The organism is Amylibacter sp. IMCC11727 (genome assembly GCF_029854195.1).
Classification (GTDB): domain Bacteria; phylum Pseudomonadota; class Alphaproteobacteria; order Rhodobacterales; family Rhodobacteraceae; genus Amylibacter.
In genome coordinates this window covers 1,037,141-1,052,521 of sequence record NZ_CP122960.1, presented here as the reverse complement: position 1 = coordinate 1,052,521, position 15,381 = coordinate 1,037,141, and the positions used below count along the sequence as shown (strand labels likewise).

Sequence of the window (15,381 nt, the reverse complement as noted above, 5' to 3'; positions counted from 1 at the left end):
GGCGCCCTTTTTTGTGTCTTGAACCACTACATATATCCACTGTGGCTTAGAACCCACATAAACTCCCCCTTCTAATATATTGAATCTTGATAATAAATCCGACCTGACGCATTGTTCGGAGTAATAATCGGGCAAAAAAGACCCGGAACGATGCAGCAGTGGTTCAGAGAGGCAGGATCACATGAAACTACTAAACCTGTTAACAGCAGGCCTGATTGGCGTATGCTCAATCGGCTTTACAGCTCCCCCCGTCGAAGCACAGAACGTGCTCAAGATCATGCGTGGCGCAACAACGAGTAGCATCAAAGTATCCGTAAACCGCGCAATCGTGATGGAGTCCGACGAACCCTTCGCAGAGCTTTCCGTTGCCAACCCTGGCATCGCAGACATCGCGACCCTTTCGGATCGCACCATCTATGTGTTGGGCAAAGCACCTGGACGCACAACATTGACGTTGCTGGCAGCCGACGGCCGCCTGATCACAAACGTTGATGTTCAGGTCTCCCCTGATCTGGCAGAATTCAAAGAGCGTCTGCGTGAAATTCTTCCGCGCGAACGTATCGAAGTGCGTACCGCGAACGACGGTATCGTTTTGTCTGGCCGCGTGTCTGGCAAACAAAAGCTGGATCGCGCACTTGATCTGGCCCAGCGCTATGCACCAGAACGCGTTACCAATCTGATGACAGTTGGCGGTTCTCAGCAAGTTATGCTGAAGGTGCGCTTCGCAGAAATGCAGCGTTCCGTGGCGAAAAACCTGTCCGCCTCTATCGGCGTTGATATCACAGGCGCCGCTGGCAACCCTGTTGGCCAAATTGGCGTTGGCAGCCGCTTGCAAAACCCGGGTGGTACAGGTGGCGTGGCCGCTGCAACCGCTGGACAGCAAGGCGCGTTTTCCATCGGTTTCACCTCGGGTGATCTCGCAATCAACTTGATGCTCGAAGCCCTTGAAACAAAGGGTTTGGTGCGCACATTGGCCGAACCAAACTTGGTTGCCATCTCTGGTAACGAAGCAGGTTTCCTGGCGGGTGGCGAATTCCCCGTCCCTGTTGCGGATGGTGACGGCGTTAAGATCGACTATAAACCATTCGGCATCGAACTGGTGTTCAAGCCTGTTGTTGTTGATGGCGATCTGATTAACCTGACCATCGAAACCGCTGTTTCCGCACTCGACACATCACAAACCATCGTGATCAGTGGCACAACTATTCCGTCTTTCTCTCGCAGAGAAGCAAAAACAGTTGTGGAAATGCGTGACGGTCAATCCATGGCCATTGCGGGCTTGCTGCAAGACAACTTTGCAGATGCAAACTCACAGGTTCCTTGGCTTGGTGACGTGCCAGTACTTGGCGCATTGTTCCGCAGTGCAAATTATCAGCGCGAGCAAAGCGAGCTGGTCATCATCGTGACCCCTCACCTTGTGACCCCTGTGCATGGCGACAGCCTCACATTGCCAACAGATCGTGTTCGCATCCCGAACGAAAGCGAATTGTTCCTTCTGGGCAATGTATCTGGCAAACGGAAAAACAAACAGGCCATCAAAGACGCTGGAACGGTTTCCTCTCAGGAATTCACCGGCTCTTACGGCTATGTGATGGAGTAAGCGATATGAAAACCCTTGCAATCACCTCCGCCGCCGTTGCCGCACTCACTGTGACAGCATGTTCCAGCACAGATAATCTGTTTTCGTATATTGGCCCCGAAGCAGGCCATGAAATCCTCGAAGACGATCTGGGTGTCGCAACAGCCACAAACGTGGCCGTGCAAACAGGACAACTGAACGGCGCCTATGTTGCCAACCTGACGCGCAAATTTGCGTCAGAAGCACCAGCCCGCATCAATTTTGCTTTTAATTCCGCAGAGTTAGATGCCACGGCTCGCAATATCTTGCGCAAACAGGCACAGTGGATCAAAGCGCATCCACAAATCGTTTTCCGCGTTTACGGTCACACTGACAAAGTTGGTTCTAATGCTGCGAACAAACGGCTCGGCCTGCGCCGCGCCCGTGCAGCGGTCAACTATTTGGTAAGCCTCGGCGTCAGCCGCAGCAAAGTTCAGGCCGTGTCCTCTTTCGGGGAAACACGTCCTCTGGTTCTGACCGAAGCACCAAATCGCGAAAACCGCCGCACAGTGACCGAAGTCTCTGGCTTTGCACGCAAAGGCCGCGCATCGGATCTCGACGGGAAGTACGCAAAAACAGTGTACGACAAATACATCACGACCACATACGTGATTGAAGACTCTAAAGAGTAACAATCTGTGACAATGATGCGGGCAATTGATCCAAAAAATTGCCCGTAATCACCCTAAAAATAACACATTCCTAAGCCATTCCTGAAAACGAGCAGGTGCTTAGGCACAAATAAACAAAGCGGAAAATACCGCATCTGGGTGGACTATAGGTATGAGTACCGAGACAGAACACGAGGAATCAGGCCAAATCATTGCATGCGCCGTAGCACGCGATATCGAAGCTTTTGACCTTTTAATCGAAGACATGGAAACCGAGTTTGGTGAAAACTGGGGTGCCCTTACCTTTGATGCCGCCGCCTCTGCCTTGACCTCTGATATTGGCGCGGGCTTGAAATTCATCACGGTTGCCGTTGATAAGCAGGACGAACAGGATCTTACACCTGTTGCGAACGTGATCCGCACCGCCCAAGAACAAAACATCAAAGTCGTTTTGATCCCGCACGAACTCGACACCGTCGCGCTGCATCAACTGATGCGCATGGGGTCCGATGACTTTGCCCCTTACCCACTTCCCGAGGGCGCACTTCACGATGCAATCGAACGCATTTCCAAAGTGCCAGAGCCTGTGGCCGCTCCCCCTGCTGCGCCAACAGCCCAAGCAGACACATCCCGCAGCGGGATCGTTTTGCCCGTCTACGGCCTTGCGGGTGGCGTTGGTACAACCACATTCGCGGCTAACCTGGCGTGGGAGCTGCAGAAAATTGGTGAAAAAGAAGGTAAAAAAGTTTGTATTTTGGATTTTGATTTCCAATATGGCGCTGTTTCAACCTTTCTGGATGTTCCACGCACCGAAGCGGTGTTCGAATTATTGTCAGACGCGGCTGCCGCTGATGCGGATGGTCTGAAACAGGCCATGGCGTCTTACCGCGATCGTCTGGATGTGCTGTCAGCCCCCAATGACGCTTTGCCGCTGGAGTTTGTTGAACCCGATGGGATCGAAAACATCATCGAACAAGCAAAATCCAGCTATGACTTTGTTATCATTGATGTTCCCACTGCTTTGGTCAGCTGGTCAGAGGTGGTATTAGAAGCCGCGCATTTGTACTTTGCCTTCCTCGAATTGGATATGCGCAGTGCCCAGAACTGCTTGCGTTTTGTTCGCACGCTCAAGGCCGAAGACTTGCCTTACGAAAAGGTACAATTCGCCCTCAATCGGGCGCCCAAATTCACCGATATGTCTGGCAAAACCCGCGTGAAACGCATGGCCGAAAGCCTCGAGATTGAGTTCCGCTATCAGCTGCCAGATGGCGGCAAACCTGTCGCAAATTCAGGTGACGAAGGCGTTCCTTTGGCCGAACTCGCAGCAAAAAATCCACTGCGTAAAGAGATTCTAAAGATCGCCAATACAATATCCGACCTTGTGCAAGACACTGCAGAATAACGGGGTACATCATGTTCAAACGCTATCAAAAACCATCTTCCAAACCGGCCGCTCCTTCAGAGCCACCTTTGGAATTGAACCAAGCGGATGTCGCACCATCCGCCGCGCCCAAAGCCGCCCCAAAGCGCGAGGCCAAAGCCCCACAAAAGGTTGTTCCAGCTAAGGCAGAGCCAGTATCGCGCGAACAACGTCGGGCGCAAAAACTGATGGATATCCGCTTGGATATGCACACCCGTTTGCTTGAAAACCTGAACCTTGGCGCCATTGAAACCGCATCAGAACAGGATTTGCGCCGCGAAATCGCGGCCATTTGCGCCGATGGCCTGCAAGAAATGGGCATGGTCCTCACCAAAGAAGAACGCGTTAACCTCAACGCAGAAATGTATGACGAAGTGACGGGTCTTGGCCCGCTTGAACCGCTTCTGAAAGACGAAGATATCGCCGATATCTTGATCAACGGCCCAAAACAGATCTTCATCGAAAAAGGCGGCAAGCTCAGCCTATCAAAGGTTGTGTTCCGTGATGATAAACACCTACTACGCGTGATCGACAAAATCGTTTCCGCCGTGGGTCGTCGTGTAGATGAATCAAACCCTTACGTGGATGCGCGTTTGCTTGATGGCTCCCGTTTCAACGCCATGGTTCCGCCCATCGCCATTGACGGCGCCCTTGTTTCCATTCGGAAATTTAAGAAAGACAAGCTTGGCATTGATGATTTGGTGAAATTCGGTGCCTTCACCGATGAAATGGCCGCCTATTTGCAGGCTGCGGTGGCCTGTCGTCTGAACATCATCGTGTCTGGCGGTACAGGGTCTGGTAAAACGACCACGCTCAACGCGCTGTCCTCTTTCATTGCCAACGACGAACGTGTTGCCACCATCGAAGACACTGCCGAATTGCAGCTGCAACAGGAACACCTGGCGCGGATGGAAACACGCCCGCCAAACGTAGAAGGCAAAGGCGGCGTTGATGCCCGCGATTGTTTGAAAAACGCTCTGCGGATGCGCCCTGACCGCATCATCGTGGGGGAAACCCGTGGCGACGAAGTGATCGACATGCTTCAGGCCATGAACACAGGCCACGATGGTTCTATGACCACAATTCACGCCAACTCAGCCCGCGATGCAGTGGCACGTTTGGAAAACATGATCGCGATGACAGGGGTTGAAATGCCACTGCGCGCCATGCGTTCGCAAATCGCATCCGCGGTGAACTTGATCGTGCAGGCCAAACGTTTGCAAGACGGTTCACGCCGCATGACCTCCATCACAGAGGTGGCAGGCATGGAAGGCGATGTGATTTCTTTGCAGGAAATCTTCAAATACGAAATCGAAGGCACCGCCAAAGACGGCAAAATCAAAGGCGAATTCCAACCAACAGGTCTTCGTTCGCTCTACTCCGAACGATTTGCACAGTGGGGCTATGAATTGCCCGCCAGCATTTACTCTCAACGACGCGAAGCAGCGCAGTAAGGAACCATCATCATGGGAACTCAGGCAATTATCTTCGGTCTTTTGTTTGTCGGCGTCGTTCTGATCGTCGAAGGCATCTATTTGGTTATGTTCGGCAAATCCATTAAGCTGAACAGCCGCGTAAACCGCCGTTTGGCGCTTATGGAACAGGGCAAAGCCCAAGAAGAAGTCTTCGAAGCTCTGCGCAAAGAACGCGATCAACACCTCAGCGGGTTGAAATTGCCGATTATGTCGATCCTGAGCCATAAGGCCCAGCAGGCAAACATCGCCTTTTCCCCAACCATGTTGTTTGGCGTGATGATCCTTGTGGCTGCGATTGCATTTGGCGGCCTGACCTATTTTACCACAACGGGTTTGGTTTTGCGCGTCATTCTGGCCATTCTCATCGGCGGTGGTGGTGTGTATTTCTGGCTGAACGGCAAAGCGAAAAAACGCATGGCCCTGTTCGAAGAACAACTGCCAGACGCCGTGGACCTGATCGTGCGGTCCTTGCGCGTTGGTCACCCTTTTGCCAATGCAATCAACATCGTATCCGAAGAAATGCCTGATCCAATCGGGTCTGAATTTGGCATGATCGTGGATGAAACCGCCTATGGTGCGGATGTGGCCTCTGCCTTGCATAATATGGCAGAACGCATTGATGTCCCTGATTTGCGCTTTCTGACGGTTGCCGTGGCGATCCAAGCCAAAGCAGGTGGTAACTTGGCCGAAGTTTTGGACGGTCTGTCCAAAGTTATCCGCGCCCGTTTCAAACTGTTCCGCCGCGTGGGCGCCATCACGGCCGAGGCAAAATGGTCTGGCATGTTCCTGTCCGCGTTCCCCCTTGGTGCGCTGGCCATGGTGCAGATCACAAACCCAACTTACTACGATGCGGTTAAGCCAACAGAATACTATATGCCAGCCGCCATCGCCGTGTTCTCCATGCTTGCCGTGAACTTCTTTGTCATGCGCGCCATGGTTAACATCAAGGTGTAGGAGCAGATAAATGATCAGCAACATCAACACATATCTGACCGACCTGATGGGCCCTGCTGGCCCGCTGATCGCCATGGGTGTCTTGGGCGTGTTCTTTATCGTCATGACCCTGCCAATCTTTTTGGCCAAAAAAGAAGATCCCTTTGATCGTCTTGCTGGTTCCGCCGTCTCAAAAGGGCCTGTATCCCGTGCCGCTGGTCAGCCCAAAATGGAACTGCGCGAGCAGAAAAAAGGGCCGAACCTTGATAAATTTGCGGCCTACCTCGAACCCCAAGATCAGCAGGAATACTCTGATCGCCGCATGAAATTGATCCAAGCAGGGTATCGCACCAAAGATGCTGTTCGTACCTTCCACGCGTTGCAATTGGTGCTTGGGATTGCGGGGCTTTTGATTGGCGCGCTTTACACATTTGTTTTGTCTGGCGGCACGTCCGACATCAAATGGTTGGCCATCCAAACGCTCGGCCCAGGTTTTGCAGGGTATTACACGCCCATCTATTGGGTCGAAAAACGCCGTGGCACGCGCCAAGAGGAAATCCTCAACGGTTTTCCAGATGCGCTTGACCTGATGCTCGTATGTATCGAAGCTGGCCAATCCCTTGACCAGGCGGTGCAACGCGTTGCCAAAGAAATCCAACCGAGTGCCCCTGCACTCTCCGAAGAATTTACCATCGTCTCCAACGAGATGCGCGCTGGTAAAGATCGGCCAGAAGTCCTGCGGGACATGGCCGAACGCTGTGATTGCCAAGACATTTCTGCTTTTGTTACGGTTATGATCCAGTCTGCAACTTTTGGTACGTCCCTTGGCGAAGCGCTGCGCGTTTACGCTGGTGAAATGCGCGACAAACGCGTGACCCGTGCCGAAGAAAAAGCAAACAAGCTGCCCACAAAAATGACACTGTGTACAATGATGTTCACCGTGCCTCCTCTTCTAGTCATTATGGTGGGACCTGCGGTCTTTGATATCTACATTCACATGGTTCAAGGCAAATAAAACCAAGACCGCGCTTGCGGTTTTGCTCCTTGGCACAATCACAGCCTGTGGCGAACGCGCAGGCCAGACAACACGATCAAACACGGACACGACCACAATCGTTGACGCTCCCGTTGGCTTGGACGCCAGTGTGGAGTCCGTCGACGGATTGATCGTTGGCCACCGCCTCATGGCGGCGGGCGAATACGAATTGGCGCTCAAGGCGTATACCCGCGCTGCGGCCGAATTGGGCCTAAATGCCGATGTGCTGAGCGCACTTGGCTCCGCCAACTTGCGGCTCGGTCGTTTGGCCCACGCCAAAGAACTGTTGCAAATTGCCGTTAAAAAAGACCCCGAATTTGTACCCGCATGGAACAATCTAGGCGTGCTTTTGCAGAATGAAGGCAACTACCACGAGGCAAAGCGTGTCTTTCAGCTCGCATATGGGCTGGATAATGGCAATTCTGATGAAATTAAGCAGAATTTGACCAAAACAATCGCTATTGTAGAGAAAGAAGGGTATAAAGACCCTAATGAAAACAACAAATTCGAGTTGGTGAGGCGCGGCAACGGCAGGTATCTGCTTCTGTCGACACCAAACTCCGGATGATGAGAGCAGTACAGGAATAGACCCATGGGCAAACCAATTATGGGCGCAATCGCAATGGCTGGCTTGCTGGCACTTGGCGCATGCGCAGACAATGGCGACGCATCCAAAGCAAAGGATCTGGATCCAACAAATGTTGTTGATGCGACCGACCTTAACGACATCATGCTAACCGTTGCGGACCCGAACGAGGCCGTTGAATATTTCCGCAGTTCCCTCACCAAAGAACCCAAACGCATCGAATTCCGTCGCGGTCTTGGCAAATCATTGGTCCGCGCAAAACGCGCCACCGAGGCGGTTCCTGTCTTTGAAAAGCTCGTGGAAATGAAGGGCAGCATCGATCAAGATCGTATTGATCTGGCTGATGCCATGATCCGTACAAATGATTGGAAAGGGGCCAGCGAACAGCTGAACAAAGTGCCCCCTACCGTTGAAACATACCAGCGCTATCGCCTCGAAGCGATGATCGCGGACAGCCAGAAAAAGTGGAAGAAAGCCGACAGCTTTTATGAAATCGCTGCTGGTCTGACGACAAAACCATCCAATGTGATGAACAACTGGGGCTATTCGAAAATGGCCCGCGGCGATTACAAAGGCGCAGAAAAACTCTTTGTCGAAGCCATCACCTATGATCGCAAGCTGTTCACCGCGAAAAACAACCTCGTTTTGGCCCGTGCCGCACAGAAAAATTACTCTTTGCCTGTTGTCCCAATGACAGAAGAAGAAAAAGCACAGCTGATGTACACTGCGGGCCTATCCGCGGTGAAACAAGGTGACACGGACATCGGTCGCGGCCTTTTGCAAGACGCCATCGACACACATCCGCGCCACTTTGAAGAGGCCGTTCGCAGCTTAGAAGCCTTGCAACGCACCATCAAAAGCTAAGGATTTCCCATGATCCTCAGCGCACCCACAATCCTCTTTCTGACAGCTCTGCCCTTTTGCATTTGGGCAGCGCTGACAGATTTGCGGCATATGAAAATCTATAACAAAACCAATCTTGGTTTGTTTTTCGCCTTTGTCATTGTGGGCCTTGGCATGATCGCCATGGGCGGTTTCACGTGGGAACTTTACGCATTGCGCATTGCTCAAGGGGCGCTGATGCTGGTCATTGGATTTTTGCTCAACCATTTTGGCTACATGGGCGGCGGTGACAGTAAATTCATCGGCGCGATGGCCCCTTATATCGCCATGCAGGACGCCACTAAATTCTTGATGTTATTGGCTGCAATGGCCTTAGTTACCGTGGTCTTGCACCGTGGCATTGGCGCCATCGCCCCACTTCAGCCCCATCTTGTTGGTTGGAAATCGTGGCAAGTGTCCAAGAAATTCCCCTACGGTCTCACCCTGTCATCTGCATTGCTGATCTATCTCGCGATGGCTGCAAACGCAGGTTAACGCCCCATTTCATACAGAAAAAACAACGGCGTTTCGTCCACAAACGTGGGCTGTAATCCGTCCTTGTTTTCAATCGCGGTTAGGATCAAATCGCGCACCGCCTGCCCCATCGGGCATTTTGGAACAATCAAATACTGCGCATTTTCAAAACCTGTGGTGCCCCCGTAATACCACGGCGCGCCCCCTTGCAGCGGCTCGGTCTTTGAAAACAACCACAACGCATTCACCCAATCCGCGTACAAAACCTGCGTCCCGTGGGTTTGCGAAAATCCATCAAGCGCCGCACCCGTTTGCACCAATTCGGCCACCAACCCGTTTGATTTCTGGCAGTCTGGCAAGGCAAGACCTTCAAACACACGCGGTGATCGCGGCTCTGCCACCAACCCCAAATGCGGCGTCGCAACCGAATAGGGCCCACCAGCAACAGCGCGAAACCGCAAATCATCGTGGCGCGGATCGGACAACGATGCCGAAAACCCTGCCCCATTCAACCCGTTATGCACCATCAACGATTGCAGCTGCGTCACCCACAATGGCACACCCGCTGCAAAAAACACGACCGCCACCGTGCGTAAAGCAGTTTGAACAGGCCAGCCAAATCGGTTGTAAATCACAACGTCGCGCGCCAACCCGATTAAAATCAAACCCGCGACAATCAACCAATGTGGATCGTTTTGCCAATTTTGATGACTAATCAAAATCCAGCCAACGCCCAGCAGCAAGAACACCAAACTCCCTATGCTGTCGCGGGCTTGGCGCAGCAAAACAAATCCGGCAACCAACCCCAGAACACCCACAATTTGCGCAGGTCGCAACACCATCACCGCCATCGCGTCACCTGGTTGCGCACGCGCCGCGGATTGGGACACAAACAGCAAATCACCAATGTATCCTTGCCAATATCCAATCACCCCAAACGGCAGGGTCATCGCCCCCATGAACACCACACTTACGCCAACGGCGCTCAGCACCAACCGCATTTGCCCTGATGCCAACAACGCCACAACAACCGCTGGCAGCAGGAAAACCGCAAACGTGGCCTTGGTCAAAACCAAGAATCCCATCATACACCCAAGGATGATCGGCTCAAACACCGTTGCTAATCGCGCCACGCGCGTGCTTGGCAAACAGGTCATCACCGCAATCACCGCCGCCACAGCCCAGCACCAATTGTTATAATACATGGACGCCGCCACCGTCGCGTCCGTACCTCCATGCACCAATCCAAGCAGGCTGACCAAAACCACGGCCCCAAATGCAATGGCCCCACTTGGAGAAAGACGACTAATCCCCACCCAGTAAATTGCAGGCAACAGGACAAATCCTATGAATACGGGGGCATAAGCAAATGCCGCACCCACACCTGCCCCGGCATTCACCAACCAAACCATTGGCAGAAACGCCATTACTCCAAGGGGCGTGCGGAAATCCTCGTGTGGGATATGCCCCTCCACCATACGCAAAACAATTTGCGCCATATGGATCGCATCACCGTCAAAGCTCAGGATCAACAGCGCACCGTCATTCATCCGCGCCAAGGACAGCAGGAATAAAAGTCCCACAAGGAAAAGCGCATACCAAAAGCCAAATATTTGCCGCACTTTCGCCACCTGCTGTTGCTAGTTTTCGACAAGCTAAATCAAACCGAACAAATCCGCAAAATCTAATACAGTTTTTGTTAGGGGAAGGGTCGTAAAATGCGTATATTCAAAGAAAAAAGAGCAGTGGTGAACACATGAACATGCAGGCGCGAACCCCGCACCTTCCGGCGATCCCAATGACGGTTGCCGCAACAGGCCTCAACACCGTATTTGCACGCGACATCTTGATCAAAACGATGTTTCGCAAAAACGTATCTTTGCCCAGCGAAGTGGAAAGCAACCTCTGTTGCTCAAGCCCAATTGCGCTGGAACTGATCGAATTTGCCCGCAGCCAAAACCTGATCGAAGTTGTGGGCCGCGAAGGCACCGAATTGCGTTATCAATTAACGGATTCTGGCAAAGCCCGCGCTTTGGACGCACTTGGCCAATCCGAATATTTTGGCGCGTTGCCAATCCCGCTCGATCACTACAAAGAGCAGGTTAAACTTCAATCCGTTTCCGATGTTGGCATTACCCAATCCGCACTCGAAGGATCCATGGGCCACCTAATCATCCCGGATGGACTGCTCACGCAGCTTGGGCCAGCGGTGAATTCAGGCAAATCCATTCTGATGTACGGTCCTCCCGGCAACGGGAAGTCATCGATTTCAAACGGCATTCGTGATGCGCTCGGTGACAAAATCTTTGTTCCCAAAGTGTTGGAATATTCAGGCCAGATCATCTCGGTTTACGATCCGATTGTGCATGGCGAAGGCCAAGAAAGCTCAACAGATCCCAACTCTTTGCGCCGCACAGGTTTGCAATTTGATAACCGTTATGTGCTGTGCAAACGCCCTTCTGTTATCACGGGCGGGGAACTGACGTTGTCTATGTTGGAACTGAACTACAACGCCAACTCAAAAACCTACCAAGCACCGCTCCAGCTCAAGGCGACGGGCGGTGTGTTCATCGTCGATGACCTTGGCCGCCAAGCTGAACCGCCGCAGGCCTTGATCAACCGTTGGATTGTTCCAATGGAAGGCGGCGATGACATTCTGTCCCTGCAATCTGGTGAAAAATTCCTCGTGCCGTTTGACACGTTGGTTATCTTTTCCACCAACTTCCACCCCGCCGAAATCTTTGACGGCGCGGCGTTGCGGCGAATTTATTACAAGGTTCTGGTGGACAGACCAAGCCGCGATGAAATGATTCAAATCTATGCACTGGTGGCAAAGGCGATGAAAATGCCACTGGACGAACAGGTCCTTATACACCTGTTTTCAAAGCTTTATCCCCAAGTGGACAACACCTATGCCGCCTATCACGCGCCCTTCCTTGTGACGCAAATGAAATCCATTTGCGATTATGAAGGACGCCCGCATAAGATGGAAATCGACTTGATAGAACGCGCATGGGCCAACTTGTTCGTCGCGGAATCCGTTGTCGAACATTAACACTGTTGTCGCGGGCTGCGGGCGCATGGGGGAACCCATGCTCGCCGCCCTGCGCACGGCAGGCTGCACAGCCACTGGTTTTGATGTCCGCCCCCCCAACAGCTACCCAGCAGGCGCTGGCATCACCGATATCGTGGACCAAATTCCGCAAGACACCACCGTTTTAATTTCCGTTGTGCGCGATATTGCTCAAACCGAAGACCTGCTATTTGGCACCCAAAACCTGATCGCACATCTGCCAAACCTGACCCATGTGGTGATCTGTTCAACCCTGTCGCCACGCTACATCACTACATTAAAATCCCGCCTGCCTGCCACCCTGATCGACGCCCCCATGTCAGGCGCTCAAATCGCAGCACAACAGGCGCGGCTCTCCTTCATGCTCGGCGGCCCTGTTGCAGACATCGAACATTTGATGCCGCTGTTTCAGGCAATGGGCCAGCATTTCCATCACATGGGCGATACGGGGTCAGGGATGGCCGCAAAGGTGCTGAACAATCTTTTGGCCGCATCCAATACCGCCATGACGCGCCTGATCCTTGATTGGGCAGATGCCGCAAATATTGACGAAACCGCTTTGTTGAACCTGATCCACACGTCATCTGGGCAAAACTGGTTGGCCAGCGGCTTTAACACCATTGAATTTGCCCGCGACGGATATACCGACGACAATACCATCGGCATTCTGAAAAAAGATGTGGAAAGCGCGCTGGATGCCGCTCCTGATGGCGCCAACACCGCCTTGCCAGAACTCATCGCCAGCACCATTGCGAGTCTCAAGCCGCGTGTTTAGCGGCATTTGACGAAACCCGCGCTGCGCCCCTTTCCAACCCGCACCCCACACGCTACCTCTGATCCATGTCGCAATTGCCCCCCAAATTTGCCGATTGGTTTGCCGCGCACGGCTGGGACATTCACCCCCACCAGCAGACCTTGCTTGATCGCAGCATGGCCCCCGCAACCCTGCTGATTGCACCCACTGGCGGGGGCAAAACACTGGCAGGGTTCCTACCAACACTCACCGAACTGGCCGATGATCCCCCTGCGGGTTTACACACGCTTTATGTGTCCCCGCTCAAGGCCCTTGCGGCAGACATCAAACGAAATTTGCAGACCCCGATCCACGAAATAGATCTGCCCATCCGCGTGGAGGATCGCACGGGGGACACCACCGCCACACAGAAAAAACGCCAACGGGCGGATCCGCCGCATATTCTGTTAACCACACCTGAATCCTTGGCCCTTCTGTTGTCCTACGAAGACGCACCGAAAATTTTCGCGACTTTACAACGGGTTGTGGTGGATGAAATCCACGCCCTCGCCGAAAGCAAACGCGGCGATCAATTGATGCTGTGCCTCTCGCGATTGCAAACCCTCGCTCCAAACCTGCGCCGTGTTGGTCTTTCTGCCACCGTCGAAGACCCGCCCGCCTTGGCCCAATTCCTCGCCCGCAATCCTGATCCTTGCGACATTATTCTGGCCGATCCTGGCCCGGAACCAGATATCAAAATTCTCCACACGCAAGAGCCACCTCCATGGTCTGGTGCGGGTGCCGCCTATTCTGTGGGAGCGGTTTTGGACCTTGTTAAAACTGCTAAAACCACGCTGATTTTCATCAACACCCGCGCCCAAGCCGAATTGTATTTCCGCGCCATTTGGGACGCGAACGAGGAGCAAATGCCCATCGCCTTGCACCACGGCTCCCTATCGCGCGAAGCCCGCGACAAGGTCGAAGCCGCCATGGTTGCAGGCACACTGCGCGCCGTTGTCTGTACAGGCACGCTTGATCTCGGCATTGATTGGGGCGATGTGGATTTGGTGATCCAAGTGGGCGCCCCCAAAAACATCAAACGTTTGGTCCAACGGATCGGGCGCTCCAATCACCGCTATAACGCCCCATCGCGCGCCATCATCGTCCCATCAAACAGGTTCGAAGTAATCGAAGCACAAGCCGCGCTCGAAGCCGTGCGCGACAACGATCTGGACGGTGAGCCACGGGGCAAAGGCCCGCGCGATGTTTTGTGCCAACACATTTTAATCCGCGCGTGTGCTGGCCCCTTTGATGCAACCGATCTGTACCACGAAATCATCCAATCGGGCCCATTTTACACCCTCAGCCGCGCAGAATTTGACGCCTGCCTCGAATTTTGCGCAACAGGGGGGTACGCGTTACGCGCCTATGATCGCTGGCAGCGTTTGATGCAAAACCCCGATGGCCTGTGGCAATTACGCGATCCACGCGCAACACGATCCATCCGCATGAATATCGGCACAATTGTGGACACCGAAACGCTCAAGGTAAAATGGCGCGGGCGCGGCGGTGCCCCACTTGGCGAAATCGAAGAAAGCTTTGCCGCCACACTCACCCAAGGCGATACATTTTTGATCGGCGGCCAGGTGGTCCGATACGAAGGCCTGCGCGAAATGACGGTGCAGGTCACAAAGGGACGCAAAGCCCCGAAAATCGCGGTCTTCATGGGCACAAAATTTGCCACGTCCACGCTGCTATCGACCCGCGTGATTGATCTGCTGAACACGGGCGACTGGTCCGCCCTTCCCGCCCACACCCGTGATTGGCTCGACACACAAAACCGTATCTCTGCCATGCCGAAACCAGGCCGAATGCTGGTGGAAAGCTACTGGCGCGATGACACGGCCTATACCTGCTTTTATGGATTCGCGGGGCGTAATGCCTTGCAAACACTCGGCCTTTTGCTCACCCGCCGGATGGAAGAAGCAGGTTTAAACCCCATCGGTTTCGTTGCCACAGATTACGCCGTACTAATCTGGGGGCTCGAAGAAATCTCCGATCCCGCCACGCTTTTGTCCCCTGATGGTTTACGGGACGGGCTGGATGGTTGGCTCGCAGGAAACGCCGTGATGAAACGCTCTTTTCGCAATGTGGCCACCATCGCAGGTCTGATCGAAAAGAACTTGCCTGGCACCCGCAAAACAGGACGCCAAGCCACGTTTTCCTCTGACATCCTCTATGACACGCTTTTGAAATACGATCCTGATCACCTGCTGTTACAAATCACCCGCGAAGAGGCCATGCGTGGCCTTGTGGATTTCGGACGGATCGAAGAAATGCTCACCCGCATCCAAACCCGCATTGATCACGTCAAAGCGCCGCATGTAACGCCCCTATCTGCCCCCATGCTGCTCGAAGTTGGGAAAATCCCAATCAAAGGGGCCGCCGTTGAAAAGGTCGCCGCTATCCAAGCCGCAGAATTGATGCGCGAAGCAGGATTATAACTTGCACCCGCCATCATGTTCCTGTTTTGTGCGCCC

The 15,381-nt window shown here is 53.3% G+C and carries 13 protein-coding genes; 12 read left to right on the top strand and 1 reads right to left on the bottom strand.

What is annotated here, in order from left to right; translation table 11 throughout:
* Nucleotides 1-181 precede the first annotated feature (181 nt).
* The 9 genes from QBD29_RS05415 to QBD29_RS05375 all read left to right on the top strand — a co-directional run bounded on the left by QBD29_RS05415 (nt 182) and on the right by QBD29_RS05375 (nt 9,056).
* The gene (locus QBD29_RS05415) at nt 182-1,600 is read left to right on the top strand and encodes a type II and III secretion system protein family protein (protein WP_280100296.1); all 1,419 of its coding nucleotides are present in this window, start codon (nt 182-184) and stop codon (nt 1,598-1,600) included.
* Between the two features lie 5 nt (nt 1,601-1,605).
* Nucleotides 1,606-2,250, top strand: a complete 645-nt coding sequence (locus tag QBD29_RS05410; protein WP_280100295.1) for an OmpA family protein — start codon at nt 1,606-1,608, stop codon at nt 2,248-2,250.
* A gap of 151 nt (nt 2,251-2,401) precedes the next feature.
* The gene (locus tag QBD29_RS05405) at nt 2,402-3,631 is read left to right on the top strand and encodes an AAA family ATPase (protein WP_280100294.1); all 1,230 of its coding nucleotides are present in this window, start codon (nt 2,402-2,404) and stop codon (nt 3,629-3,631) included.
* 11 nt (nt 3,632-3,642) lie between these two features.
* Nucleotides 3,643-5,103, top strand: coding sequence for a CpaF family protein (locus tag QBD29_RS05400; RefSeq protein WP_280100293.1), 1,461 nt, complete (start codon nt 3,643-3,645; stop codon nt 5,101-5,103).
* A gap of 12 nt (nt 5,104-5,115) precedes the next feature.
* Complete coding sequence (locus QBD29_RS05395; protein WP_280100292.1) at nt 5,116-6,078, top strand: type II secretion system F family protein; 963 nt, start codon at nt 5,116-5,118, stop codon at nt 6,076-6,078.
* A gap of 10 nt (nt 6,079-6,088) precedes the next feature.
* Nucleotides 6,089-7,072 carry a type II secretion system F family protein gene (locus QBD29_RS05390; RefSeq protein ID WP_280100291.1) on the top strand — a complete coding sequence of 328 codons (984 nt, stop codon included), beginning with the start codon at nt 6,089-6,091 and terminating at the stop codon, nt 7,070-7,072.
* On the top strand, nt 7,038-7,661 hold the full coding sequence (locus QBD29_RS05385) for a tetratricopeptide repeat protein (RefSeq protein ID WP_280100290.1): 624 nt from the start codon (nt 7,038-7,040) through the stop codon (nt 7,659-7,661). Before QBD29_RS05390 ends, QBD29_RS05385 begins: the two co-directional genes overlap by 35 nt.
* Nucleotides 7,662-7,685: 24 nt before the next feature.
* Nucleotides 7,686-8,543, top strand: a complete 858-nt coding sequence (locus tag QBD29_RS05380; protein WP_280100289.1) for a tetratricopeptide repeat protein — start codon at nt 7,686-7,688, stop codon at nt 8,541-8,543.
* A 9-nt stretch (nt 8,544-8,552) separates the two neighbouring features.
* Nucleotides 8,553-9,056 carry a prepilin peptidase gene (locus QBD29_RS05375; RefSeq protein ID WP_280100288.1) on the top strand — a complete coding sequence of 168 codons (504 nt, stop codon included), beginning with the start codon at nt 8,553-8,555 and terminating at the stop codon, nt 9,054-9,056.
* Here QBD29_RS05375 and QBD29_RS05370 read toward each other — a convergent pair.
* Complete coding sequence (locus QBD29_RS05370; protein WP_280100287.1) at nt 9,053-10,657, bottom strand: hypothetical protein; 1,605 nt, start codon at nt 10,655-10,657, stop codon at nt 9,053-9,055. The genes QBD29_RS05375 and QBD29_RS05370 overlap by 4 nt on opposite strands.
* Before the next feature lie 176 nt (nt 10,658-10,833).
* On the opposite strand from QBD29_RS05370, the gene QBD29_RS05365 reads away from it, so the two are divergent.
* From QBD29_RS05365 to QBD29_RS05355, 3 genes are all read left to right on the top strand, one after another.
* Complete coding sequence (locus tag QBD29_RS05365; RefSeq protein ID WP_280100286.1) at nt 10,834-12,090, top strand: ATPase; 1,257 nt, start codon at nt 10,834-10,836, stop codon at nt 12,088-12,090.
* Nucleotides 12,091-12,127: 37 nt separating this feature from the next.
* On the top strand, nt 12,128-12,883 hold the full coding sequence (locus QBD29_RS05360; RefSeq protein WP_280100285.1) for an NAD(P)-binding domain-containing protein: 756 nt from the start codon (nt 12,128-12,130) through the stop codon (nt 12,881-12,883).
* Between the two features lie 65 nt (nt 12,884-12,948).
* Nucleotides 12,949-15,345, top strand: a complete 2,397-nt coding sequence (locus QBD29_RS05355) for a ligase-associated DNA damage response DEXH box helicase (protein WP_280100284.1) — start codon at nt 12,949-12,951, stop codon at nt 15,343-15,345.
* Nucleotides 15,346-15,381: the final 36 nt, after the last annotated feature.

Bases quoted from the DNA above. Each gene is read 5' to 3' on its own strand.
- QBD29_RS05415 (WP_280100296.1), top strand. From the start codon at position 182: ATGAAACTACTAAACCTGTTAACAGCAGGCCTGATTGGCGTATGCTCA.
- QBD29_RS05410 (WP_280100295.1), top strand. From the start codon at position 1,606: ATGAAAACCCTTGCAATCACCTCCGCCGCCGTTGCCGCACTCACTGTG.
- QBD29_RS05405 (WP_280100294.1), top strand. From the start codon at position 2,402: ATGAGTACCGAGACAGAACACGAGGAATCAGGCCAAATCATTGCATGC.
- QBD29_RS05400 (WP_280100293.1), top strand. From the start codon at position 3,643: ATGTTCAAACGCTATCAAAAACCATCTTCCAAACCGGCCGCTCCTTCA.
- QBD29_RS05395 (WP_280100292.1), top strand. From the start codon at position 5,116: ATGGGAACTCAGGCAATTATCTTCGGTCTTTTGTTTGTCGGCGTCGTT.
- QBD29_RS05390 (WP_280100291.1), top strand. From the start codon at position 6,089: ATGATCAGCAACATCAACACATATCTGACCGACCTGATGGGCCCTGCT.
- QBD29_RS05380 (WP_280100289.1), top strand. From the start codon at position 7,686: ATGGGCAAACCAATTATGGGCGCAATCGCAATGGCTGGCTTGCTGGCA.
- QBD29_RS05375 (WP_280100288.1), top strand. From the start codon at position 8,553: ATGATCCTCAGCGCACCCACAATCCTCTTTCTGACAGCTCTGCCCTTT.
- QBD29_RS05365 (WP_280100286.1), top strand. From the start codon at position 10,834: ATGACGGTTGCCGCAACAGGCCTCAACACCGTATTTGCACGCGACATC.
- QBD29_RS05360 (WP_280100285.1), top strand. From the start codon at position 12,128: ATGCTCGCCGCCCTGCGCACGGCAGGCTGCACAGCCACTGGTTTTGAT.
- QBD29_RS05355 (WP_280100284.1), top strand. From the start codon at position 12,949: ATGTCGCAATTGCCCCCCAAATTTGCCGATTGGTTTGCCGCGCACGGC.